The sequence below is a fragment of the Clostridium sp. AF27-5AA genome (genome assembly GCF_003478415.1).
In the GTDB taxonomy this organism is placed as follows: Bacteria; Bacillota; Clostridia; order Lachnospirales; family Lachnospiraceae; genus Otoolea; species Otoolea fessa.
The window spans coordinates 66,243-90,974 of record NZ_QUFH01000003.1; the positions used below are offsets into that span (position 1 = coordinate 66,243).

General features: G+C 45.1%; 26 protein-coding genes. 6 read left to right on the forward strand and 20 right to left on the reverse strand.

Going from position 1 to position 24,732, the window contains the following annotated elements; genetic code table 11:
• Positions 1–12: 12 nt before the first annotated feature.
• The 3 genes from DWY89_RS04535 to DWY89_RS04545 all read right to left on the reverse strand — a co-directional run bounded on the left by DWY89_RS04535 (position 13) and on the right by DWY89_RS04545 (position 1,373).
• Complete coding sequence (locus tag DWY89_RS04535; RefSeq protein WP_118524419.1) at positions 13–432, reverse strand: RNA polymerase subunit sigma-70; 420 nt, start codon at positions 430–432, stop codon at positions 13–15.
• A 223-nt stretch (positions 433–655) separates the two neighbouring features.
• Positions 656–967, reverse strand: a complete 312-nt coding sequence (locus tag DWY89_RS04540) for a hypothetical protein (protein ID WP_243022730.1) — start codon at positions 965–967, stop codon at positions 656–658.
• A gap of 85 nt (positions 968–1,052) precedes the next feature.
• The gene (locus DWY89_RS04545) at positions 1,053–1,373 is read right to left on the reverse strand and encodes a helix-turn-helix transcriptional regulator (protein ID WP_008117812.1); all 321 of its coding nucleotides are present in this window, start codon (positions 1,371–1,373) and stop codon (positions 1,053–1,055) included.
• Positions 1,374–1,764: 391 nt separating this feature from the next.
• Here DWY89_RS04545 and DWY89_RS04550 point away from each other — a divergent pair, with 391 nt between their 5' ends.
• The 6 genes from DWY89_RS04550 to DWY89_RS04575 all read left to right on the forward strand — a co-directional run bounded on the left by DWY89_RS04550 (position 1,765) and on the right by DWY89_RS04575 (position 7,097).
• Positions 1,765–2,148: a helix-turn-helix domain-containing protein gene (locus DWY89_RS04550; protein WP_021943201.1), complete on the forward strand. Its 384-nt coding sequence runs from the start codon at positions 1,765–1,767 to the stop codon at positions 2,146–2,148.
• A 132-nt stretch (positions 2,149–2,280) separates the two neighbouring features.
• The gene (locus DWY89_RS04555) at positions 2,281–4,158 is read left to right on the forward strand and encodes a recombinase family protein (protein ID WP_118524421.1); all 1,878 of its coding nucleotides are present in this window, start codon (positions 2,281–2,283) and stop codon (positions 4,156–4,158) included.
• Positions 4,136–4,837, forward strand: a complete 702-nt coding sequence (locus DWY89_RS04560) for an integrase (protein ID WP_118524422.1) — start codon at positions 4,136–4,138, stop codon at positions 4,835–4,837. Before DWY89_RS04555 ends, DWY89_RS04560 begins: the two co-directional genes overlap by 23 nt.
• A complete protein-coding gene (locus DWY89_RS04565; protein WP_242859121.1) occupies positions 4,797–5,189 on the forward strand; it encodes a hypothetical protein in 393 nt (130 codons plus the stop codon). Before DWY89_RS04560 ends, DWY89_RS04565 begins: the two co-directional genes overlap by 41 nt.
• Positions 5,186–6,202 (forward strand): hypothetical protein, encoded by a 1,017-nt coding sequence (locus DWY89_RS04570; protein ID WP_118524423.1) that lies wholly within the window; start codon positions 5,186–5,188, stop codon positions 6,200–6,202. Before DWY89_RS04565 ends, DWY89_RS04570 begins: the two co-directional genes overlap by 4 nt.
• Entirely contained in the window at positions 6,159–7,097 is a 939-nt protein-coding gene (locus DWY89_RS04575) for a DUF6551 family protein (RefSeq protein WP_118524424.1), read from the forward strand. Before DWY89_RS04570 ends, DWY89_RS04575 begins: the two co-directional genes overlap by 44 nt.
• 1 nt (position 7,098) lies before the next feature.
• Here the strand turns inward: DWY89_RS04575 and DWY89_RS04580 are convergent, their stop codons facing one another.
• The 17 genes from DWY89_RS04580 to DWY89_RS04660 all read right to left on the reverse strand — a co-directional run bounded on the left by DWY89_RS04580 (position 7,099) and on the right by DWY89_RS04660 (position 24,719).
• Positions 7,099–8,493 (reverse strand): recombinase family protein, encoded by a 1,395-nt coding sequence (locus tag DWY89_RS04580; RefSeq protein WP_118524425.1) that lies wholly within the window; start codon positions 8,491–8,493, stop codon positions 7,099–7,101.
• Positions 8,435–9,943: a recombinase family protein gene (locus tag DWY89_RS04585; RefSeq protein ID WP_118524426.1), complete on the reverse strand. Its 1,509-nt coding sequence runs from the start codon at positions 9,941–9,943 to the stop codon at positions 8,435–8,437. Before DWY89_RS04585 ends, DWY89_RS04580 begins: the two co-directional genes overlap by 59 nt.
• 151 nt (positions 9,944–10,094) lie before the next feature.
• Positions 10,095–11,369, reverse strand: coding sequence for a glucosaminidase domain-containing protein (locus DWY89_RS04590; RefSeq protein WP_118524427.1), 1,275 nt, complete (start codon positions 11,367–11,369; stop codon positions 10,095–10,097).
• Positions 11,356–11,781, reverse strand: a complete 426-nt coding sequence (locus tag DWY89_RS04595) for a phage holin family protein (RefSeq protein ID WP_008117794.1) — start codon at positions 11,779–11,781, stop codon at positions 11,356–11,358. Before DWY89_RS04595 ends, DWY89_RS04590 begins: the two co-directional genes overlap by 14 nt.
• A 76-nt stretch (positions 11,782–11,857) precedes the next feature.
• A complete protein-coding gene (locus DWY89_RS04600) occupies positions 11,858–13,276 on the reverse strand; it encodes a hypothetical protein (protein WP_243022732.1) in 1,419 nt (472 codons plus the stop codon).
• A gap of 2 nt (positions 13,277–13,278) precedes the next feature.
• Positions 13,279–14,388, reverse strand: a complete 1,110-nt coding sequence (locus DWY89_RS04605) for a hypothetical protein (protein WP_118524428.1) — start codon at positions 14,386–14,388, stop codon at positions 13,279–13,281.
• Positions 14,381–16,600 carry a hypothetical protein gene (locus DWY89_RS04610; RefSeq protein WP_118524429.1) on the reverse strand — a complete coding sequence of 740 codons (2,220 nt, stop codon included), beginning with the start codon at positions 16,598–16,600 and terminating at the stop codon, positions 14,381–14,383. The genes DWY89_RS04605 and DWY89_RS04610 overlap by 8 nt, the downstream gene beginning before the upstream one ends.
• Before the next feature lie 12 nt (positions 16,601–16,612).
• Positions 16,613–16,975, reverse strand: coding sequence for a hypothetical protein (locus tag DWY89_RS04615; protein WP_008117790.1), 363 nt, complete (start codon positions 16,973–16,975; stop codon positions 16,613–16,615).
• A gap of 2 nt (positions 16,976–16,977) precedes the next feature.
• Positions 16,978–19,908 (reverse strand): phage tail tape measure protein, encoded by a 2,931-nt coding sequence (locus tag DWY89_RS04620; RefSeq protein WP_118524430.1) that lies wholly within the window; start codon positions 19,906–19,908, stop codon positions 16,978–16,980.
• A 105-nt stretch (positions 19,909–20,013) separates the two neighbouring features.
• Complete coding sequence (locus DWY89_RS04625; protein ID WP_117717915.1) at positions 20,014–20,898, reverse strand: hypothetical protein; 885 nt, start codon at positions 20,896–20,898, stop codon at positions 20,014–20,016.
• 289 nt (positions 20,899–21,187) lie between these two features.
• Positions 21,188–21,565 (reverse strand): hypothetical protein, encoded by a 378-nt coding sequence (locus tag DWY89_RS04630; protein WP_118524431.1) that lies wholly within the window; start codon positions 21,563–21,565, stop codon positions 21,188–21,190.
• Between the two features lie 13 nt (positions 21,566–21,578).
• The gene (locus DWY89_RS04635; protein ID WP_008117781.1) at positions 21,579–22,190 is read right to left on the reverse strand and encodes a major tail protein; all 612 of its coding nucleotides are present in this window, start codon (positions 22,188–22,190) and stop codon (positions 21,579–21,581) included.
• Positions 22,191–22,193: 3 nt separating this feature from the next.
• Complete coding sequence (locus tag DWY89_RS04640; RefSeq protein ID WP_118524432.1) at positions 22,194–22,511, reverse strand: hypothetical protein; 318 nt, start codon at positions 22,509–22,511, stop codon at positions 22,194–22,196.
• Positions 22,508–22,891, reverse strand: a complete 384-nt coding sequence (locus DWY89_RS04645; protein ID WP_055272618.1) for an HK97 gp10 family phage protein — start codon at positions 22,889–22,891, stop codon at positions 22,508–22,510. The genes DWY89_RS04640 and DWY89_RS04645 overlap by 4 nt, the downstream gene beginning before the upstream one ends.
• A gap of 4 nt (positions 22,892–22,895) precedes the next feature.
• Positions 22,896–23,225: a phage head closure protein gene (locus tag DWY89_RS04650; RefSeq protein WP_118524433.1), complete on the reverse strand. Its 330-nt coding sequence runs from the start codon at positions 23,223–23,225 to the stop codon at positions 22,896–22,898.
• Positions 23,225–23,500: a head-tail connector protein gene (locus tag DWY89_RS04655; RefSeq protein WP_118524434.1), complete on the reverse strand. Its 276-nt coding sequence runs from the start codon at positions 23,498–23,500 to the stop codon at positions 23,225–23,227. Before DWY89_RS04655 ends, DWY89_RS04650 begins: the two co-directional genes overlap by 1 nt.
• A gap of 10 nt (positions 23,501–23,510) precedes the next feature.
• Positions 23,511–24,719: a phage major capsid protein gene (locus DWY89_RS04660; protein WP_008117772.1), complete on the reverse strand. Its 1,209-nt coding sequence runs from the start codon at positions 24,717–24,719 to the stop codon at positions 23,511–23,513.
• Positions 24,720–24,732 lie beyond the last annotated feature (13 nt).

A 24,732-nucleotide genomic window follows, 5' to 3' on the forward strand; every position in this document is an offset into this window, starting at 1 on the left:
AACCCCACATGTTTAATTGTAAAATCTATATGCTACATAACATTCTCTTCCACAAAATTTTCTATTTTTGTTTCCGTAAGAAATATATGTCTTTCCACATTGCTCACATACTAGCTCGTATTGCGCTTTAGGCTTTTTATTTATAAGATCTTGGTTCAACTTCCACCACTCTCGCCTGTGCTGTTCACAGCAATACCGCCTCGGTCTTCCAGTGGCATTTTGAAATATTGGTTTCCCGCACAGTCTGCACTCATCAGGTTTTTCTTCCATTTTCCTTGCGAGTTTAATTCGTTTGCCGTAGCCATCCATTCCATTTTTCTTGCAGAAATTCCTTACAACATCTCTGCTCAATCCAAGCTGCAATCCGATAGCTTTATACCCAATACCTTCATATCTTAGCTTTTTGATTAGTAACTTCTGTTCTTCTGTCATAATGCAACACTCCTTTTCTTTTTTTGTATGACTATATATCACTCTAAGTGCTGCATTTATCCAGTTATTCTGCTCTATAATAGTACCAATATTATGCAGATATTTTCTATAGAATTGTGGTTACCAAAATCTTCTGTTATACATATCGTATAACACTACTATATTTGTAACAAAAAATAGCGTGGCTGTCAAATCGTAGCCACACTATTTTTTGCGTTTCATCTTACTGCTGATTCTGTTTTTCAGTAAAAAATGCTCCATAACTAAACATCTTCATGCTCTGGTATCTGCCCATATCCAGCAGATTGTTTATTATGATTTCCACGTCCCTGTCCTCACAGGACTGCTCATGCAGTCTCTGGCATATCCTTCCATAGGCTGCAAGCATTTCACTGTAGAGTTTTTCACAGTATCCGCCTTCTGCAAATTCGTTCTCTACCACACTGCTTTCCTCACAATCAAATTTATCCAGATCATAATGTCCGTTCATCAGATCGTAGATCATTGTTTTGAATTCCTCATCCTGTACTCTCATATACATCCTCATCACTTTCCGTGGTCACCGGAATGCATAGAAAAAGGGAAGCCAGTCTTGTCAGATACAATCAAACTGCTTCCCCTTACTTCTTCAGCGTCCTTACGAAGTTCATCAGTATTCTGCGTTCATCCGCATTTAAGTCATCCCATATCTCCAATAATTCACCTTGCTCATCCGTCAGGTCAGGCCGCATACCATCTCCGGCAAAGAACTGTGCGATTGAAATTCCGAATGCATCACAGATCCTTTCCAGGGTCGGTACTGTAGGTATGCTCTTCTTATTCATTATATTTGCCAACGCTGTCTGCGACATATCCGTGAGCTGTGCAAGTCTGTATTTGGAGACTTTATGCTTGCTGCATAATTCTTTTACCCTCTTTGGTATGTACTCCTCTGTACGCAAGTAAATTACACCTCTCTTCTATCTGTACGATATACATATTGTAACCGTTACGCAGAAGAATTATTAGAACCATATCTCTTTCGTAATTTACTCTAGTGTAATGGAGTATCTGGGTAAAAAAATATGAACGGCAGATTTATGCAGTTCAGTTTTGTATTATGACAGAACCTTGATTTTCCTTGTTTCCATCATTCTTATATCGTCTTGTTTCAGTTATAAGCATACCATCTGCATCCGTATCCTTCAATAAGAATCGTTCGACATATTTCGCACTTTCCTATCCCCCTGTTTTCCTTCTACTCCATTACGCTTTATTAAATTACACAACTTTTATCACTCATTGATAGATAATTTACCTTGCGTAAGAAAAAGAAAACAGGAGGTACAATCTATGAATCAGACGCAGATATCTGTCAACCACAGGCAGATAGGATACCGTATCAAGGAAGTAAGGGAGCAGAATCATATTTCACAGGCGCAGCTTGCGGAAATGACCGACCTTTCCGTCTCCTACATAAGCCACATTGAAAATGCAAAAAGGAAAGCAAGCCTGGAATCTGTCATCCGTATCGTGAATGCCCTCGGCATTACCGTGGATGAACTGCTTGCCGGAGTACAGATGAACAATCCGGCAGCATACCAGACAGACATCGATATGCTCATGGAGGACTGCTCGGAAAATGAGAAAAGATTCATCTATGAACTTATAAAAGCAAGCCTTGAAACCATGCACAAAAACGGCTGGGAGCTTGCTTCCAGTGACAGGCACAGATAAAGGCACACTATTTTCACACAAATAAATTTTCTTTGAAATAGACTATAGGGATATGGCTGTCCGTATAGTCTATTTTATTTCAGCATGAAAATTTTATAATAAAATCCAGCACAGAAATAAAGGTGGTAAGTCATGAACGAAAACGAGCAGAAAGCCGGCTCAGTTGCCGACCAGAAAAGTAAGATAAGGGAACGTTATAAAGGTATCGACCCGGATGAACTTGACGTGATTCCTGCCCTTCCGCAGGAAGATATATTTGCAGTGGAAAATGAACAGCGTGTTGCCGTATATGCAAGGGTGTCAACGGATGATCCAAGACAGACATCCTCATATGAACTGCAGAAAAACCATTACCATGATGTCATCAGTAAGAGTCCGAACTGGAAACTGGTACAGATCTATGCGGATGAAGGCATCTCCGGCACTTCACTCCAGCACCGTGACCAGTTCAAGCTGATGATCGAAGACTGCAAAAAAGGTCAGATAGATCTTATCGTGACCAAGAGCGTATCACGTTTTGCCAGGAATGTGGTGGACTGCATCGGCTATGTCAGGGAGCTTCTCGCACTCCCCCATCCTGTCGGTGTTTTCTTTGAAACGGAAAGGCTCAACACCTTTGATCCTAAAAGTGAGATGGTGCTTTCCTTCATGGCCACACTTGCACAGGAAGAAAGCCATACCAAGAGCGAGATCATGAATGCGTCCATTGAGATGCGTTTCCGCAGGGGGATCTTCCTTACACCGATACTCCTCGGATATGACCATGATGAAGACGGAAACCTCATCATTAATGAAGGGGAAGCAAAGATCGTAAAACTCATATTTATGATGTACTTAAACGGATGCACCTGTCAGGAGATTGCCGATACCCTGACGGAACTCGGCTGCGAGACCAAAAAGGGAAACACTGTATGGTCTCCCGGTTCCATCCTTCAGATACTGCAGAACGAAAGGCACTGCGGTGATGTCCTTGCACATAAGACCTACACTCCGAATTACCTCAACCACAAATCAAAGAAGAATATGCAGAACCGTCCCCAGTACCGGAAGCGCGACCATCACGAAGCCATCATATCAAGGGATGACTTTATTGCGGTTCAGAGGCTGATCAGCAATGCCAAGTATGGGAACAAAGGGATCCTTCCGCAGCTGAAGGTCATTCCGGGAGGTGTCCTGAAAGGGTTTGTATCCATCAACCCCAGATGGGCGGGATTTAAGGAAACGGATTACATGAATGCTTCTTCCAGTGTTTATGACGGCACGGAACAGTCCGGTCCGTCTTCCGGCCATGTGGAAGTAAAATCCGGTGAATTTGACCTGCGCGGATATGAGATCGCACGCTCACAGTTTTTTGACAGCACGGACCGTATAACCGTTACCTTCAGCCAGGGAGATATCCGCTTTTCCGCTCCTGCCGTCCGTAAACTTGACAGCACGCTTGTGGAACTGCTCATACATCCAAAGAAACTGGTCTTTGCCGTAAGGAATGCGGGGAAAGACTGCCGGAATGCCATGCAGTGGTCTAAAAGGAAAGACGGCAAAAACTCTCCACGTGAGATCAGCGGGACTGCATTTCTTCCCACGCTCTATTCCCTCCTCGGCTGGAACGATGACTGCCGTTACCGTATTACGGGGGTAAAGCGTGGCAGCGGGAATGATGCCGTACTGCTCTTCAACCTTTCCGAACCGGAGATATTCATCCCCAATGACATGGTCGGTGCACCGGATGCGGATCCGTCCGTAAAACCCTTTACGGACAACCAGCAGAGAAATGTCCGAGCCTATCCGCCTGACTGGGCTGACACATTCGGGAGCAATTATTACAGCCACGCACAGGCAGAGGAACTTGCCGGATTCACCGGACGTAAAGACCCGGATACCTCCCATGCCCCGGTAACATACAACGACACTGATATACAGGTCACCAGTAAAAATGACATCGAAAAGAATATTAAACAGATCATATCAGATATGAAGGAGAACACAGATGAACATACAGACAAACGATGAAAAGAATACCATTCCCGTGACCGAGGATGATGCTTTCAGCTATGACGGGTATCAGGTCGTCCGAGGCGAGTTCTTTGCCCATACCTATGAACCGTCCTTTACTTTTAATTCCAGCAAGGTATCCGTAAACACCGCCTGTATAAAAAAGCTCCCGGATACGGATTTCGTGCAGATACTTGTAAACCCGGATGAAAAGAAACTGGCGGTTCGTCCATGCCAGGAGGATGAGAAGGATTCCTTCCGATGGTGTTCCGCAACGGCAAAACGCTCTCCAAGGCAGATCACCTGCCGTATCTTTTTTGCCAAGGTCGTGTCGCTTATGGGATGGAATTCATCCTACCGCTATAAACTGCTTGGGAAGCTGATACGGTCAGACAATGAACTGCTCTTTGTCTTTGACCTCACCACGCCTGAGATCTTCGTGCGTGAGGAGAAGGAAGACGGAAAGATAAAAGCGTCCCGCACGCCAAGCTATCCGGAAGAATGGCAGAACCAGTTCGGTGTGCCTGTCGAGGAACACCAGAGCAGTTTACAGGTCAACATGTTTGACGGTTATGCGGTGTTCGGCATCTCCGAAAACAACACCGCTGAACCGGAAGAAGAAACAACAGAACATCCAGAAAAGGAGGAACAGCATTATGAACAGAGAAACCTCTTTGAAGCCGGTCCTATGCATTGACTTAAAGAAAAACAGGATACGCATACACAAGCTCACGCTCCATATGCTCGGTGACCCGGAGTATATCCAGCTGCTTGTAAACCCACAGGACAGCATGATCGCCATAAGGAAAAGTGTGCGCAAGGATTACCTTGCCCACCGTGTACGCTACAGTAAAGCCGACAGCCGTTACTGTTACGAATTATACAGTACGGAACTTTTACAGGCATTACGGCATACGGGCATATATCTGGAGGACAACCGCAGCTACCGTATCTACGGTGCACTGAATCCAAAAGAATGTCTTGCCAGCTTTTCCATGAATGAATGCGTGCTTGTAGATGATATGACCCGAACGGAGGAATCAGTATGAACAACAGACCAGTCCCGGAACTTCAGACAGATCCGGAATTTGATGAGCTGATACAGCCAAGGGAAGAAAAGTACCTGGAAGAACTTGAAGAAAACATCTTTGACCACGGATGCCTGGAGCCTGTATGCGTGTGGAACGGTATCATACTTGACGGCCGTCTGCGGTATAAGATCTGTACGAAATGGGATATCCATTTCAACATCCGGCGCATCATATTTGAAAGCCGTGATATGGCAGTCTCTTTTATCTGCCATGAACAGCTCAAACGTACAGACCTTACCGGGGAATACAAAAAATACCTGATAGGCAGACTGTTCCGTGCGGACATGAATACCGCCAGTGATGAATTCATGAAAAAACATCCTGACACGGAACTGAATGCAGACGGACAGGTGTCACAGAAATATGTCCGTAAGACGGATATTGCCACCATCATAGGCAATGAATTTAATTTTGGTTTTTCCACCGTGACAAAATATGATATTTATGCCCGTGCGGTCGATGACCTGAAACGGAAAAGCCCGGAGATCGCAGAAAAGATATTAAACGGGAAGCTCCGTGTATCCCATGAAAATATCATAGAACTCTCCCGTCTTCCCATTGAGGATATCAACGGACTGAAAAGGCTCTTGGACAGCGGATCTATAGACCGCATCGGATACTCCCAGCTCCGGCACGAACTCAGGTGGCAGAGGCTTCCCACCGGAAAGCCGGACTCAAGAAGGATAAAACGGGAAAAGGAAAGTGCCGAAGCCGGAATTAAGCAGATGCCCGCCACTGACCCGGATGCGGAACTCGAAAGCCTTAAATTTACGATACCTTCATGGTCAAAGACCATATCAAGGACCATGGAACTTACAGATTTTCCTTCCACCTCAGTTAATGCAAGGCGTGAAGTGAAGATGCAGCTGTTAAACCTAACAAGAAAAATAACCAGACTGCTTTCGCAGCTTGAGGAGGATGATCCAGATGACAGAAGAACAGACAGCCGGACAAACGCCACAGGCCATTGACCTGATGCAGTTCGTCCCAAAAGTACACTTTGAACAGATCCCTATCAGGAATCTCGTATCCAATCAGGAATATCAGCGCAACCTCTCACAGCACCATGTCCAGCGTGCTGCCGCCAACTTTGACCTGTACCAGATAAATCCCGTAAAGGTCAGCCGGAGGAACGGCATCAACTATGTATTCAACGGACAGCACACCATTGAGATCGTTGCCCTCGTTTCAGGATCCAGGGAGACACCCGTATGGTGCATGGTATACGATGACCTCGGATATGAACATGAAGCGGATATCTTTGCAAACCAGATGAAATATGTAAAGCCCCTGCTGCCTTATGAGATATTCATGGCAAACATAGAGGCCGGCAATGACAAACAGCTCATCATCCGTGACCTGGTGGAATCCTATGACCTTACCATCGCATCTACCACGACACCGGGCGGTATCTGCGCTGTCGCAACCCTGGAAAACATCCACGACAAATACGGCTATCATATGCTCGACCATGTCATCCGACTCATTGCAGCCACATGGGAAGGGGCATCCCAGTCCTTCAGTGCAAACATGATGAACGGACTGGCGCGTTTTCTGAATGCTTACGGTGATGCCATAAAAGATGATGTATTTAAGGAAAAGCTCGGAAGGATATCCATCAAGGAACTCTCCCGCACTGCAAAAGACAGACGTTCCGGCTCCCTCGGATTTGCGGAAGCCATACTGATATACTACAACAAAAAAAGCCGGAATCCGCTTACCTGGGATAAACTTTATACCCATAAACTTCCGCATAAAAAGGACATGGAAGAAGAACCGTCCGACATTCCTGAACCCGGGGATGCGGACGGTGAAAGCAGCCAGATGGAGCTGTTCGGACTTCATGACAGCGGGGTTTCCGGGTGATCTACACGGAAACCTTTACCCTGCTGCCTTCCAGAAAGAAGAACTCATATTTTTTCGCACCAAGCACCGTCACTTCACAGAGGACAAGCTGTGCGATCTCCGGGACGAATCTGGTAAGCGGTTCATTTCCCACGGCTTCCATCATCTGCCCCGCCCTGATCTTTTCAAGCGGTGTCCCGTCCGTCTTCATCTGCTGCCATCTTTCCATATGCTTATCCCTGTCCGTGACCAGTCTGTTGAATGCTTTTACAAATCCCTTTTCCAGGTCCGCATTATCAACGTAGGCATTCGTGCATGCCACTTTACCGTCTTTCCTGTGGTTCTTGCACTGCCACTGTACGATTCCCCTTGATCTCCATGAATGTCTCGTGAACAGGCTTCTGCAGTCCCCGCAGAACACCTTCTCACAGAACGGCATGCAGTCCGCACCGTAACTGTACCTGTCCGTGCCGTGCGATTCCATGAATTTTTCCCTGCGGTCGAATTCTTCCTGTACCGCATTCCATGTCTGCTTATCTATGATCCCCTTATGGCTGTCCTTTACATAGACCTGTGCGATCTCACCGTTGTTTCTGACCTGTCTCTTGGTAAGGAAGTCTGCAGTATAGGTCTTCTGCAGAAGTGCATCACCCATGTGCTTTTCCTGTTTTAAAATCCCTGTGACCGTGCTTGGATACCACTTTGTCTGCCCCAGACATCCCGGAACTTTCTCTTCCGTCAGTTCCTTTGCGATCTGTGCCGGATTGATTCCGATAAGAAAGTCCCTGTATATCCTTCTCACCGTCTTAGCCTGTTCCTTATTGATGACAAGCTTCCCGTTCTCATCCTTATCGTATCCGAGGAATTTGAATGTATTGAGATGCATCTCACCGTTCTTAAATTTCGTGCGGATGCCCCATTTACAGTTCTCTGAAATGTTTCTTGATTCATCCTGTGCAAGGGAGCTTAAGATGGTGAACAGAAGCTCACCTGTGGAATCCAGTGTGTTGATGTTTTCCTTCTCAAATATGATGCCGATCCCCAAGTTCTTTAATTTTCTGGAATATGCCAGGCAGTCCTGCGTGTTCCTTGCAAAACGGCTGATGGATTTTGTTATGACAAGGTCTATCTTACCGTCCTCGCAGCCTGCGATCATCTTTTTGAACTGTTCCCTTTTCTTTGTATTCGTACCAGAGATTCCCTCATCTGCATAAATGCCGGCCATTTCATAATTCTCATGCTCGTTGATATATTTTGTATAATACTCGACCTGTGCCTCAAAACTGTGGAGCTGGTCTTCCTGATCCGTTGACACACGGCAGTAGGCTGCCACCCTTATCTTCTTTTCCTGTACTGTCTTATGCCCTGTCCGCGCCTTTTGGCTTCTTGCTGGTATAACTGTAACGCTTCTTGCCATTCTTATCATCCTTTCTCTGAATATAAATATCTTTTTTGATCTCTCCCCATCCCTTTATGATGGTATCCGGAACCCTTGTCCCATCACAGAAGTCTTTCCCCTTCCGTTTTCTCCCATTGCATACCCATATGACCTTATGGTTTTTGGTGTTTACATGCCTCACGAGTCTGCTTCCGCATAATCCGCAGAAGATCTTCTCCCTGTACGGATACTCTGTTTCCGTATTTTCAGGGATCGGCTCCGGCTCTTTCTTCTTATGCCTTCTTTTCCATGAGGCTTCTTTCAGATAGGTGAATTCCTTTTTCCCCTTATCTGTCTGTTTTTCCCCTATATACATATTTTCATCAAAATGCCATGCCCCTCGCAAGGCCCCGTCCGGAATGTTTATCCCCTCGCAGAAGGACCTCCCATACCGCTTTGTACCGCTGCATCCCCAGTTCAGCCTGTTGCCGTTACTGTAGATTCTCCTGTAAAGCGGGTGTCCGCATCTGGCACAATAAATCCTGTTCATGTATGGATAATTTTCTTCCGTGAATTCTTCGATCACTGAGCCTTCCGCAAGATAATCCCGCTTTGCTTCCAGTGCGTCCTGTGCTCTCTGCCAGAGTTTTGGGGAAACAATGGCTTCATGGTCATCCTCGATGTACCAGGCATCTACTTCTCCCCTGTTTCTGACCAGTTTTCTTTCTTCATTTACAAAATACTTATGCATGATATAATCGCCTTTATAGATTTCATTTTCCAAAATACGAAGCACCGTGCTATCAAGCCATTTTGCACCACCCACCGTTTTTACATTATTTTCATTCAGGTAGCGCTTAATAGCTGCAAGAGTATATCCCTGTGCTGCCATATCATAGATTTTTCTTACCCATACCGCTTCCTCTTCATCTGCAATATAGACTCCCCGCTCATCCTTCTTAAATCCGAAAGACCGCTCAAGGTACTGCACGGGGATCCCTGCCTCGTACTTTCTCTGGTACACCATCTTTGCACCAACGCTTCCGCTCTCGCTTTCTGCCTGTGCAAATGCAGCAAGGATCGTAAGCATAAGCTCGCCTTCCCCTGACAGGGTATTGATATTCTGGAGTTCAAAAAAAACACCAACATTCAGTTCTTTCAGCTTTCGTGTAGCTTCCAGAACGATTGAGGTGTTTCTTGCGAACCGTGATACGGATTTTGTTAATATAAGATCTATTTTTCCCTTACGGGCATCAGCTAACATCTTCTGCAGACCGGGGCGTTTTTCCTTGAATCCTGATATGGCAAAGTCACTGTAAACTCCGGCATACTCGTAATCAGGATTACTGGTAATGACTTCTTCATAATGCCTGATCTGGTTTTCCAGTGAATTTTCCTGTTCATCCGCATCCGTTGAGACACGGCAGTAGGCGCATACCTTAAGTTTTTGCTTCTGTCCGCTGTTTCCTTCCCTTATCTGAATCTCCAAGCTCTGCCACTCCTTTCTCTTTGGGTAGTCTATATATCACTCTGAAAGCCAATAATAGCAAGTACAATCTGCGATACCTTTCACCTTTCTTTCCTTGGCATAAAAGGAAAAAAATACGACTGACAGCCATTACTGACCATCAGCCTTATCCTTATTTCAGGAGTTCATTTACCCTTTTCTGTACTGCGGAATAATCATATCCGGCAGAAGTGATCCTCTTCTTTCTGTCAGCACCATTTCCCCACTTGCCCTGGATGACTTCACGGGCAACCGCATCAATTGATTTCTGATTGGATGTACCTTTTGCAAGCTGGTTGACTTTTGCCTGTACGGCAGCATAGTCATATCCGGCAGCTTTCAGACGATTCTTGCGTTCTTCTCCATTGCCCCATTTTCCTGCCATAACTTCTTTTGCCACCTCTTCCACGCTCTTCTCAGCTGTGGACGGTACGGGTGTTACTGTTGCTGCATCGTACTTTGGAGCGGCATATCCCCGGATATATCCCCATCCGACAGGGATCACACGCCTTGCCACTGCTTCTCCCTTATTTCCTTCAATGACTGTGATATTACTGCCGGACACGGATTCAACGTATCCGATATGGTCTGCATTTCCGTCATTCGGCTGTGTGGATTTATCCCAGTTATATGCGATCACATACCCAGGCTTTGGTGTGATCGTGCCGTCCTCGATCCAGATTCCTTTCTGCTTAAAGATCTCAATGTGCTTCTCCACACCGCACTCTCTGCCGATAAGTTCTTCACACCCTGCCTTAACTGCTGCGGCAGATACACAGGTATCACACCACTCATCACTGTACTTCACGGCATATCCTCTCGGCAGTGGTTTTACACTGTTGTACAGGTCGATGATCTCTTTGAATCTTCCGTTGAATTCATTAAATCCGAGCCATCCCCTCATCACGTTTAATACGCTTTCTGCTGTCTTTCCCATCGTTTTCTTCTCTCCTTCATCATATTTTGTCAGATCGTACTGGCGGATAAGTTTCATGCAGTTTTCCACGTAGGAAGACGATGTTGCATAGCCGTCAGCACGGATAGTCTCAAGGTACTTCTCAGGATCCGTGATCCCTTTCAGGTTCCGGTAACGGGGCAGCTGGATAAACTCGAAATAACCTTTGATTCCCTCTTCCATCGAATCGTATACACGGAAATTGTCACTGATCGTTGTAAGCGTTCCCGGTGTATATTCTTCCTGTGTTTTCATATTCACGGACTTTCCAGTCCATCTGCTGCCACACTTCAATCCAAAATAATTATGGTACTGGGATGAGAGCCTGCTCCCACCCCAGCCGGATTCCAGGACTGCCTGTGCGATCACGGGGGAATGTACCAGAATGCCGTATGCTGCCGCATACTTCTGCACATACCCTGCAACCCTGGAAATAAATTCATTCTTCGTCATCTTCTCCCTCACTTTCCGAACGGTCATGTAACTGTTCCAAAACCTCTTTGATCTTCTCCGGCACCGGAAGTCCCAGATGTGATGCATTCTCCAACAGGCTCACACCCTCGTTTGAAATGTAAAAGAAGATCACTGCGGTTCTCAGCACGCTGCCTGTCCCAACCACGTGGATATCCAGGATGTTTGCAATACCCACCAGTAAAAAGATCAGTACCTTACGGCAGATTCCCCTAAAACCGACTGCACTTGACAGCTTCCGGTCATTTACTGCACACATGACACCCGTAATGTAGTCAATGACCGCAAATGCAATCAGGGCATAGAGCAGACCGTCACAGCCCCCTAAAAAATAGCCGAGCCATCCGCCTACTGCTGCAAACATGAACTGTACTGCATTCCAAAATTCCTTCATTGTCTTGTCCTCCTTCTAAATTTTTGTATGAAAAAAGCAGCCGCCCGTAATGGGAAGCTGCCTGATTCCGAAATTGTTATTCTTTTGTTTCCGTCAGAGTGTAGGTGATCTTCATCGTCTTATCTGCGGTCTTGATAACGGGTGATGCCAGGTTATTGATGGTTGCAAGATATGGTGTGTATAAAAACAATTCTTTATAATTATAATATCTGCTTGAACTGTATACCCACTCCCTGAGCATGTAGGTCTTATACCTTGCCATCTGGTGTATTCCCCACGCACAGCTGCTCTGGTAACCGATACTGCCAATTTTTTGTGCCGGATGTCCGTCTTCAAAATACCATCCGTTGATCACGATATCATCATCCACGATATAGCTAGATTCATTACTGCTGTTGTAGGTATAATCCGTGACCCTTTCAAGATTGGCAACATTTGTAGTATCCAAACGGTACAGCTTGCGGTTATCACTTGATACACACATCAGCCACTTCCCGCTCATGCCGATACTGTAAAAATCACTCACCCCACTTGGCACTGAAATTTTCTGCGATGTACACCTACCATTCTCAACCTTATCCATATAGAATTCGTAGCTGACATGGTCGAACCGCTCAGAATTACTAGAGGTATATGAGTACTTTTGATTTGTCTTTCTTGCAATTCCATACCAACAACCATCTGCACCGTGGAAAATATGACTTCTGATATTTGCATTATCCTCGTATGGACAGTCATACTCTCCTTTTGACGGAGAGCCTGTTCTATGGATCCAGTACGGATAGTGGCCTAAATCGATCTCAGTAGTCTCTGAAGCATCAAAAGCTTTCTGTGAAATGAGATTCTCTACAAGTCCGGCATGAAGATATTCCTCCGGCACCTTCTTAAGCAGAGCAGTCTTTGAATTATTTCTTGTGATCATCTCAAGCCTGTATCCGTCTTTGATATAAGTCCTTTTATTCTGCCTGTAACTTTCTTCACTATATGAATCGTTCTGTGAGGAAAATGTCCCCAGCCGTACCAGATAATTATTTCCATTCTCCTGTCCTATCCCGGCTATCCTATTCGTGAGTGCTATTGCTGATATCGTTCCATTTGCCTGTGAAGTAGCAAAATCCCAGACGAACTTATACCCTCCATCGATCCTCTTGCTCTCCGTTAAGTTTCTGCTGCCCCTTCTGACATCCGTTGTATTATTTGCATCACTAGATGCATAACCGATAAGCGGATTTGAAAATGGGGCATACAGATTATCGATCCTTTCTTCCAAAGGCTCCTGATAAAGCAGGATACCGCCCGTAAGTTTATTCACGATCGGCAGCATCCATTTTTCACCGCTCTGCCCGTCAAATGATGTGTTATCATAAAGCATGCCTAAAATATTGGAATTAAGGATGGCACTGACCACATCCGTGACAAGGTTGGTATCCTCATGCACTTCTTTTTTACCTGTATGCACATCCGTAAGTTCTATTACACTTTTTCCTTTTAACATTGCTATTCCTCCGTATTCAAAAAGTCTGTTATCACATTTGTGATAAAACCGTCAGCCCCGCTCAGGACAAACCGGTATTTTATCGTTCCCGTGGTTGCTTTCTCTGCCCAGGCATCAGAGCTGACTGCTTCAATGGCTGCCTTTGACATCCCGGAAGATTCCTCCGTAAATTTCACCCATTTATTATTTACATAGCCAAGCCACGTTTTCCCCCTGTCGAATGATACGGCAAACAGGCATTTCTCATCACAGTCACAGGTCACTTTTTCTATTCCGAGAATGCTTGCATCCGACATATCAACATCTTCGGAATAAATGACCTGTGGTTTCGGTACACCCTTATAACTGATCTTCATATTTGGGAATCGGTTATGGGAATCATGCCAGTAAAGGACGGACGGATTTTTCAGCCCAAGAAGTACATTTCCATCCGGCAGATCCGGAATGCCATACCCCTCAAACAATTCTGCCGTCAGTTCCGTTTTCTCAAGAGGTGTAAGTGCATCATCTGCGATGGTATAAAGCATTCCCTCTCCGTCCTTAAACAGATACCTTCGGTTATACGGATCTAAAAAGACCGGGGGATCATCCGACAGTTCATACTCATTCCCTGCATCGTCCTGATGAAGGAAAGTTACCGTTTTTCCTTTTGCAATCTGGAACGGTATATTTTTTGATTTTGTGTAAAGACTGCACTCTCCAATGCTTGAGGAAGAAACCGGGACTTCAACAAAATAAAGGACAATATCCCCGGTATCAAAAAACAGCGCATCCCATATAAGTCTGGTCGATGCGTTATTATTTCCGTGGGCACTATAGCCTTCCCATCTGATACGCAGGAATTTATAGTGTTCAAACAGAGTGCCCTCTTCCCTTTTCAGCGTATACAGATCGGCATCCCTCCGGCTTATTTTAAGCTGCTCGGAATTCTGGCCGATGCCTATCCACGAATTACCGCTGACATAAAAACTGGCAGCTGTTGTTTCCCGGAACCTGAACCAGTCCACACCTGTTACCGTATCTGTACCATCATCATTTAAACGGTTATCTCTAAGAACCGTCATATTTTCTGTTGTTTCAAATATATCTTCCAACATAACATAATCAGCCATTATGCACCTCCAGTATCTCTATTTCATCGAACTTATCAAAGCCCGGGTCAAAGACCGCCACCGTTCCCTTATCCAGTTCTTCCACAGTACCTGTCAGTTTTTCTTTATAATCCGTCACAAGAACCAGATGCCCTGCTTCGAGCTTTGTGTAACGATTTGTTCCAAGCCCATCTGCTTTGACCTTATGCTTATTTACAAACGGTGCTGTTTCAAACGGCAGTATTTTTATCTCCGTCAGTTCCTGAAAAGGTTCTGTATTGACCGTAAGACTTACTGCCCTTCCCCTGTCCATAACGATAGGATCTCCACCGGACAGGAAGTATTCCTTCCGGAGCAGGAACTGCTTATCGTCCTCCACATAGGCTCTCCGGTATTCCATCTTATCTTTATCTGCTGTTTCGACCACATCCCTGACGATCGGTACGAAGAAGGAAATGTTATCATAAAACTCCGGCACCATGAGACCCGTCAGTCTGATAGAATCAACAGGCTGTGTAATACCCGTCTTCTTCGGTGTGATAAATGCAGCCACAGCCTTGTCATGGATCCTATTTGTAGGAAGTCCGGAAAGTTCAACCAGTCTGATTTCCTCATCGACCGTGATCCTTCCATCCCATCTTTCCTGTGCGCCAAGCCCCTGACCGGATATGGTTGCCATTGCATTCTGCGGTTCAATCGTTGCTGTTCCGTCTGTAAGTTCTATCATTACTTCAAAGGTGTGAAGTTCGTTTGCCTTCATTTCTATGATTGGATAATACAGGTTCAGCAGATGCTTTCCGCTGAACCATGTCTCTGATGGATGGAACTGCTCCACTTCCTTCCCATCAAGGACATAATATGCCTTTAGAATGGTCTTTCCATCATCCGTCCAGTTAACAGGGATTGAAATGACTTTGCTTTCTTCCCCAATCTCTATTGTTGTTTCTGCATCCGCCCTTCTGCTTACTGCATTGGATCTTACATCCAGTATGACTTCTGCATGAAATTCTGCATTCGTCTCATCCCCGGATGCAAACTCTATATTAATGATGGAAGTTTTCTCAGTTCCTGCGTTTATCTTCAGGGCATTCACATAAGTGTATATGCTGAGTTTATTCTCATTCATGGAACTCTGAAGACCAGCAATATTCTTATCATTCTTGCTCTTTGCTCCCGCAAGTCTCGGATTTTTTCCAACACACTTTATTTTCTGCTTACCGTTTATCTTTGTTTCAATGGATGTGATGGCAGACCTTTTTGTTTCGTCAGCATGACCGCCCGTAAACTTAATGACATCCCCCAGGTCAAGAGCCGGGTCACCGATGGTATCCGAATCAAACGGCACATAATTTACCACTGTGACCACTGACAAAATATTATTTATGATCCGCTTGCGCTTCTCTTCCAGACCAAACTGCAGTAACGGATTTACCCCCAGATTCATTGTCAGACCGTCATCCGGCTTTACCGAATAATACTCTGCTATATCCGTCTTTTTGTTTGTGGAACTGACAGCCGTATACCTTGTCACAAAATCTGAAAAAGTGCTCGAAAACCTGTGCCTGCTGTCCACCGTCTTGTTATCGGCAATTCCGTATGGGATGAGCCTTAACTTTCCTTCACGGTCTATCGTGGAAAAGCATCCGAGTGCCTGTGCCAGATAATATAGGAAATCCCTCCATGTCTCGATATCATTTTCCTGATAGATACCAAGCAGTTCTGTTCCATTTGTAAGTGCTTCTATCTCTTCTTTTGTCTGTGCCAGTTCTACATGGCATGCTTTGGAAAGTAAGGATAAAAAATCATAAGGGAATGCACTGGACAGACCCTTATCGAAATTCTTATCCAGATTCAGCATTGCATCATATGCCTTTAGCTCCAGGGTTTTTATCTTTCTGTTCGCTTCAGCAATATAGAAGATCCCCATCGGGACTTCCTCATATGTTTCATTCCCTGCCTTCAGATGGAATGAGAGCGTTATAGACGCATCCTCCAGACTGTATCTGTCAATATCTGAAAAGAGGGATATTCCAAGTTCTGCTGCATACACGGATCCAAGTTCGATTTCTGACGAACCGGAACACTGTCTGCTGATATAACCGGAACCTTTCACAATGTCTTTATTTCCAAATGTATATTTTTTGCCCGCCCTAGTCGTGATTGCCCCCGTCCAAAAGAATGAACGTGATGACTCACTAATGGCTTTCTGATATTCTTTTGAAACCGGGTACATATAACCACTCCTCTAATACTCATTTAATGTAAAGGACACCGTCCACAATCCTTTATAACTTGTGTCCTTTTCAAGTTTTGCCTTAAATCCTGTAATATACATTTCCGTGTTTTTCAGTTCCAGTTCTTCCGTATCAAAATACTTTACAGCAATTTTAGGTTTCTTACTGTATGCCGTCAGTATCTTTAACCACCTGGGTGAAACGGAAAAAGAAACTGCAATGGAGATAACTCCTGTCCTTACCACATCCCTCTGTGTTGTTCCTGCTTCCGTCTCCCCGGATGAATCCGCCTCTACATCAGAAATGTCAAGGTCGTAGGAATCCGGCAGGGGAAGATCCTGTTCATCAAATTTTAAATACTGTATAAATGCCATGTTTATCTTCCCCCGCTTCTAAGATTTGCCCTCTGCTGTGCCGTTACGATCACCTCATCGAGCATTGTCCCTCCAAGGTATACAGGGATCACGATATCCCCGGGATCGCCCTTCATATCTTTAACTGCAGACGTGATGGCTGACAGCATACTGGAAATTCCGCTGTCCGGCTGTCCGGAAGTCTGCACTCCCGCAGCTGACTCCATTCCGCTTACATTCGGACTGATTATCATATCCTGCGATACCCCTTCGATTGCCTTTGCCACCATGCCTTTACTCTTTTCGATTCCCTTTGCAAGTCCTCCCATAAAGTCAGGCATCCATGATTCATAATCCGTAAGTGGTCCTTCATCCGGTACGGAGAAATGAAGGAACGACCTGATCTTATTTGCCACGGAACTTACGGCATCACCGACTGCACCGATGCAGCTCCTGATTCCGTTTACGATTCCCATAATAAGATCCTTACCCCAGGTAAATGCCTGTGAAGCAAGCCCCGTGATGTGGCCCTTGACATTGGAAAAACCCGTCTTCACTGCATTCAGGACATTTCCCATCGCGCCTTTCACAGCATTCACGATTCCGTTGAATACGGATGTGACCGCACCCTTGATTGCACCAAGCACCGTTGAAATGGTCGACTTGATGGTATTCCATATGGTGGTGATCGTACTCTTGATCGTATTCATGATGGTGGTAATGGAGTTCTTGACCGCAGTAAAATCCCCTGTGATCAATCCCTTGATTCCGCTTACCACGGCACTGATGATGGTCTTGATGGCATTCCACACCGTGCTAAAGATCGTTTTTATCGCATTCAGTACAGTGGTAATGACTGTTTTTATCGTATTCCATACTGTTGTTATCACAGTCTGAATGACCGTCAGTACCGTCTGGATGATGGTCTTATAGATATTGAAGTACGTTGTCACCAGTGTTTTTATTACATTGAAAACTGTAGTAAATACACCCTTGATGGCTTCCCAGATTGTCGTGATGACCGTCTTTATCACATTGAAAACCGTCTGGATGATGGTCTTATACAGATTGAAATAAGTCGTTACCAGGGTCTTTATCACTTCAAACACAGTCGAGAAGATAGTCTTGATGGCTTCCCACACCTGTGAGAAGAATTCCTTGATTGCATTCCATACCGTAATTGCAACCTGTTTTACGTTCTCCCAGAGGTCGATCCAGAACTGGCGGAATCCGTCACAGTTATTCCAGAGATAAATAAAAGCAGCCACAAGAGCTGCAATGGCTGCGATAATAAGCACGATTGGATTTGCAAGCATCGTTGCATTCAGTGCTGCAAAAGCCCCCTTCACCGTATTGATGACTCCAGCGATCTTCGGTACAACCGTCATGATCGTACCGACTGCAGATATGACCTTTCCAATCACGATAAGCACGGGACCGAGTGCTGCTGCCAGAAGGGCTATCGTAACGACCGTCTTCTTCGTGCCCTCGCTCAGTCCATTCAACCAGTCCACGAATTTCTGCACCCATCCCACGATCTGTTTGATGGCCGGCATCAGAAGTTCACCAAAAGATATCGCCAGACCTTCCAGTGCGGATTTTAAGATAGTGATCTGTCCCTGTAAGTTATCAAGCTGTGTATCTGCCATCTGCTGTGCAGCACCACCGCTTTCCGTGATGGATTTCTGTAAGCTGTCCCATGTTTCTCCTGTATTTGCAAGCAGTGCATTCACGGAAGACAGGTCTGTCTTGTTAAAGATCGTACCGATGATATTGGACTTCTCAGCAGATGTCATTCCATCCATGCTCTTATTGAGGTCACCAAGGATATCATTCATTGACCGCATGTTTCCTTCGGAATCATATACGGAAATGCCCAGTGCTTCCATCTGGGCGGCTGCTTTATCCGTAGGATTCTGCAGTGACAGGATAATGTTACGAAGATGCGTACCGCCTTCTGCCCCCTTGATACCATTATTGGCAAGAATACCAAGTGCGGTATTGAGTTCTGCCGTACCGCCCTTGATGGATTTAGCTGTCGCACCAATGGTAAGGATTCCCTCGCCCAGCTGTGCAACCGATGTATTCGTGGTAGATGCGGTCTTTGCCATCTGGTCTACCATCGTTTCTGCCTCGTCCACGCCCATGCCAAGTGCAGACATTGCATCCGTTACCATATCAGAAGCATCCGCAAGGGCAATATCCCCGGCAGCTGCCAGGTTAAGTACGGTCGGCAGTGTATTACACATCTGCTCCGTGTCATATCCGGCAAGAGCCAGGTAATTTAATGCCTCGGCACACTCGGATGCAGAGAAGGCTGTTTCTGCCCCCATCTTCTTTGCCAGCTTGGAAAGGGTATCCATTGTATTTACGGACTGTCCGTTTACCTTAGACATGGAATCTTTTGTGATTCCCATAGTAGCCTGTACCTGTGACATAGAAGATTCAAAGTTTGCTGCCGTTGTTACGGATGCCGTACCAAGTGCAGTCACCCCGGCTGTTACTGGGAGGAGTTTCTGTCCGGCAGATGAAATGTTGTCACCGACCGTCTTAAATTTTTCGCCTGTTGCTGCAATCTTCTGTACTGCCGTAGCGGACTGGTTCGCCTGTGTTTCCAGATTCTTTAAGTCCTGCTCAGTTTCCACGATTTCCCTCTGAAGGGCATCGTACTGCTCCTTTGAGATCTCGCCATTGGCAAGTGCCGTATTTGCCTGTTCTGCTGCGGTCTTTAAGGTGGCCAGCTTCTCTTTTGTCTCACTGACCGCTTCCGCAAGCAGTTTATGCTTCTGTGCCAGAAGCTCCGTATTACCCGGATCAAGTTTCAGCAGCTTGTTCACATCCTTAAGCTGTGACTGGGTGGACTTGATCTGTCCGTTCACACCCTTCAGGGCGTTCTGCAGTTTGGTTGTATCACCACCGATTTCAACGGTAATACCCTGAATACGGCTTGCCATGCCTTTCACCTCCTCCTAAAAATGGGTACAAAAAAAGGAGCATCTCTGCTCCGTAACAAAAGAAAAACACCTGCCATTTCTGACAGATGTCCTATGTAATATTATTTATATTATTATTCGATTTGTTTTATTTATATTCGATAGCGTAGTAGACATTAATGCATTTTTCATTAATTCATCATCATTTCTTCCTGCCCCTACCACCAACTCTTCCGGTGATAATCTACCATCAATCATGGCATATACCAAATCCACATAGTGTAAAAATTCATCGTATCCAGCCGGATCAACTTCTCTCGGATGAATTATGTCATATTCTATATCTATATGTGTGTCCTTATATATTTTATTTAAAATTTTATGATAATCATTTTCGATATCAAAATATATAATTGGAACATCATATCTATCCGCAAGTATAGCTGGCAAGACATATTTAATACCATCTTTTGATGCTTTGACTTGTAAGCCAGCAATTCTTGCGGAAGTTGCAGAATAATTATCCCCGTCTTTCATAACAGCCAATTCATTATAATCATTAACCCACACTATGTCTCGCTGGGTATCTGATGGATTATAGATTTTAGGATAATTTATTTTTGTATAATTTAATCCTGTACCAAGCGCCCAAAATTTATCTGCAGTTTTCATTTTTGCCTGTTTTTTACGTGCTATAGAAAAATATTTCCTGTTTACACCAGCATCATGATTACAATTCCTAACAATAATTGCTTCTGCTATTCTCCCCAACAACTGCATTGCTGTTCTATTAATATCACTTTGTAGAATAACTCCAAGAATTAATTTTCCATTTTCATTGTATCGTATCACATTTAAGCCATCTACCAATAAATCATATAATTCCCTGCCATACAAAACTTTTTGTATTTCAATATTTTTTGTTCCATACATAAATTCATTATATGGTTGCGAACAAATTATTTTCCCGTCTCCATCCTTGACTTCGATGTTTACACTATATTCATTCATCAGCAATTCCTCTTTAAATCAAATGTCTTGTTATATGTTATATAGCCAATATTTAATTTAAATTACGTCATCAAATATGGTCCTTTTCTCCAAATAAGTATAGCAGAAAAGAACCATACTCTCAATCATCAGAAACGGTCGAAGTCTTCCTGTGTTGCAAGTTCGGCATACTTATAGTCATCATTCCGGCTCTCACTGTACATATCATTGATGAGTCCTATTGACAGCATTTCAAGGTCTGCCATTGACAGACCTAATTGTACACATCGGAGCAGAAACAGCGGTGTTGTCATTTCACGCTCTGTTGGACGAAGTTTTTTTTAGCTTCCACATCTGTTTTTACATTCAGCCCCCACAGTTCAATCAGTTGTGGCAGAACCTGATAAATTGAAAATGTATTGAAATTATCAAGCCACTCCTCCGGTGTATCCGGGATAGACGGGTCTGCATGCTTTGCCATAATAAAAGCAATGTTCTCAAACATCTCAAGGGAAAACATATCAAGATTCGATGATTCTTCTTTTCCGTCACCGATGCTCTTTTCAAGTAATGCCAGGTCTTTATAAATATCCCTCTGGAATTTTAATCTGTAGATTCTTGGAATGGCTGCACTCGCCTTGAATGCAACCATCTGTCCGTCAATTTCTATATCTTTTCTGATACCCATGTCTTAGTCCTCCTTATGATACACTCTTGGTTGATTTTGCTGACTGCTGCTCTGCAGTGGAAGCTGCCGGAAGATACACGCTCTTATACCAGTTATTGTAAACAGTCTCAGTTGTGGAATCTCCCGTTTTTGCCTTGACATATCCGTCTGCCATAGGTCTTGCCTTGATGGTCAGTGTTTCCGTCTGCACTTCCTTATCTTCCTCATTCGTCTTGGACTCAATGGTCGGACGTGATGCGGAACAGTTATAAAGCACATGGCGGATCTTACGGATATCACCATCAAACTCAAACAAGAGTGCAAAACTGCCTGTCTCGGAATTTGCATTCTCCACAAGCACCTTATTGGCATCCTGCTCCTCTTTTAAGATATCTGTGCGGAATGATTCAGGGATCATTGCAAGTTCAAGGTCACCATCGTATCCCTGGTTGTTATTGATCACGTAATATTCAATGCCGTCCGCATAAAATGACTCCGGCTCTCCGGTCGGATCCATGCTGATGGATACCGCACCTGGCATCGGCACGGGTGTCCCAAAGCTGACCGTACCTTCCTCTGCAACCGTAATCGGTGCGTAATGCACATTGCAGATATTAAATTTGACTTTATTCTTTTTGTTTGCCATCTTCTATACCTCCATCTGATAAAGCACCTCATACAGATTTTCAGATTCGATCCATACTTCGCTTTTTTCATAAAAAATATCATGCCCGTCAAGCACGACTTCTGTCTGCTGTTCCAGTTCTATATTTTTTATATCCGTGTAGATTTCTATGTTCAGACGGTCTGTCTTAAAATAGACTTTCCCGTCTGCAGAGAAATTGTTGCTTCCCGGATACAGGAATACTGCAAAGGGCGGATCAGGGGATTCCCCTTCCGCAAAGTGATGATAGGCATATGGAAGTCCGATTTCTTCCATCACTGCCATGACTTCTTCATGCGTCACGAACGCAACCCCCTCTCTATCTTCTGCACCAGCTCCCTGTTTCCCTTTTCTTCAGCCGGGGCAATATGCTCCCTTCCGGCTACCCTGCCCCCGCCGCGTTTTGCATGGCCGTGTTCCAGGAGATGGGCTATCTGGTATCTGTCCTTAGAATGGACCGTCATGGTAAGGGAGTTGCTGCTCTCCGCTGTCTTTTTGATAGCCCAGCTCTTCTTATACCTTCCAGTCCGCTTCGGGGCATTTGCCTGTATATCCTTCTTCACGGTCTTGGATACATCCTTTACCGCATCCTTGACGGTATCCGTGGCAAGGTCTGCATATTCCTTCAGCCCATCCATGATTGCATCTGCCAGACCGTCAACGGTCGTTCTTCTCTCTGCCATCTCCTCACCTCTTTGCCAGGGCAGCCCTGATCTTCAATGTCTTATTCTTATACTGCACGTTGTCAACAAATGTAATATTATAAATATTCCCACGGAACAGGATGTGGAAATGCTCCGTGTCAATAGCGGACACCTCACTGCAGTAACGGATGACAAAATCAAGTTCCGTTTCCGCATTGACCTGTTTTGCTTCCCAGTACTCCTTCCCGGAAAGATTATTCACGTAGGAATAACATTTATAGTAGTCGCTCCATACAAGGATATGGTTTCCTGTCCCATCCTTCTTCGTGCTGCTTTTCTGTATCGTGATCCGTTCACGCATGAGTTCTATCATCAGAATATCTCCCTCCTGATTCCAAAAAACAGATACTTCAATGTTTCCGTCATGGTCTTATGATCCGCTTCTTCCCGATGCTCATACAGGTAGGCAATAACATACAGTTCTGCAGTACGGACAACAGATCCATACTCTTTGAGTTCTTCCGGGGTTTGTCTTGTCACGTCTAAGATCAGGCGGTCGGATGTTTCCATCAGACGGAGGATGAGTTCATCCTCGTCTGACGAATCGACCCTGAGATACCCTTTGGCTTCCTCAAGCGTTACGAACATCCTGCCACCCCTACTTTCCGGCAGCCTTGATATCGAGTGTCTTGACTGCCTCGGAAAGGATCAGCTTGCCGTCCACACGCTCGGAAGCAAGGAATCCGACCTGTCCGGTTGTAGCATAAAGCTCATTCAGTCTCTTGAAACTTCTGCCCTGGCGATCTGCGATCCAGTAGTAACTGTAATCACCGAATGCCATGACACGGTTTCCGGCTGCAAGTTCCGGCACATAGATGGATGTGCGGTAAGGACGGTTTAAGATCTTATCAGGCTCTCCTTCCCTTACGGACGGCTGCCAGATATAATTTCCGTTTCCGTCCTTCAGCTTTCTGATTGCCTTTACGGTCGAATCATTCAAAAGCCATACCGCCTTGTTACGGTAAGGGGCACGGAGGGAATAATAAAGATCCATGACATCATCAAACGTAATGGATGTTCCGGTGGATGTCACGCCTGTCTCAGCACCGCCTGTGGCATTGAAGATTCCGGTAGGCTTGCCTTTGCCGTCACCGATAAAGAATGCCTCCTCTTCCTTCGTACCGATCCTTCTTCCGAACTCCCTTGAGATGTACTGCTCGATATTGAACACACTGTCATTTAAGAGTTCATCGGACACCTTGATCATGGTTGCCAGCTTAAAGGCACTGATGGTTGTCTGTCCGAAGCTGTCATCAGATTCCGGGAACTGACCGCCCTCATCGATCCATGCCGCCTCACCCTTGGATGTAACAATTGGGATCTTACGGTCACCGCTCGATGTCTTGATGACGGTTGCAAGGTTACGGAAGAATACCTCCTCTTCCAGTGCTTCTACCAGTTTCTTCTCGTACTCGTCCGGTACAAGATAACCGCCCTCGGAATCCGTGCCGATGGTAAGGGCATTCTGTACTTCATAGGACAGCACCTTGTTTCTCATGCCGTTCCAGAACGCTTTTCTGTACTCATCGGTTGCTCTTCCGGTCTTTGTGTCACCGCCAGTCTTTGCATCCGGCTTGTTGGTGATCGGTGTGCTTGTTGCCTTGGAAAGTTCTGCATCGATGGCAGCCTGTCTTTCCAGTCTCTCGATTTCCTTTCCGAGATTTACGACATCATTTTCCATCTTGTCATAGGTGGCTGCATCCTCAGCGGACACAAAACCTTCCTGTGTTCTCTTGGCATCGAGGAATGCCTTTGCTGCTTCCCATGCCTTTGCTCTTTTTTCTCTTAACTCTAAAATCTTACTCATCTTAAAATCCTCC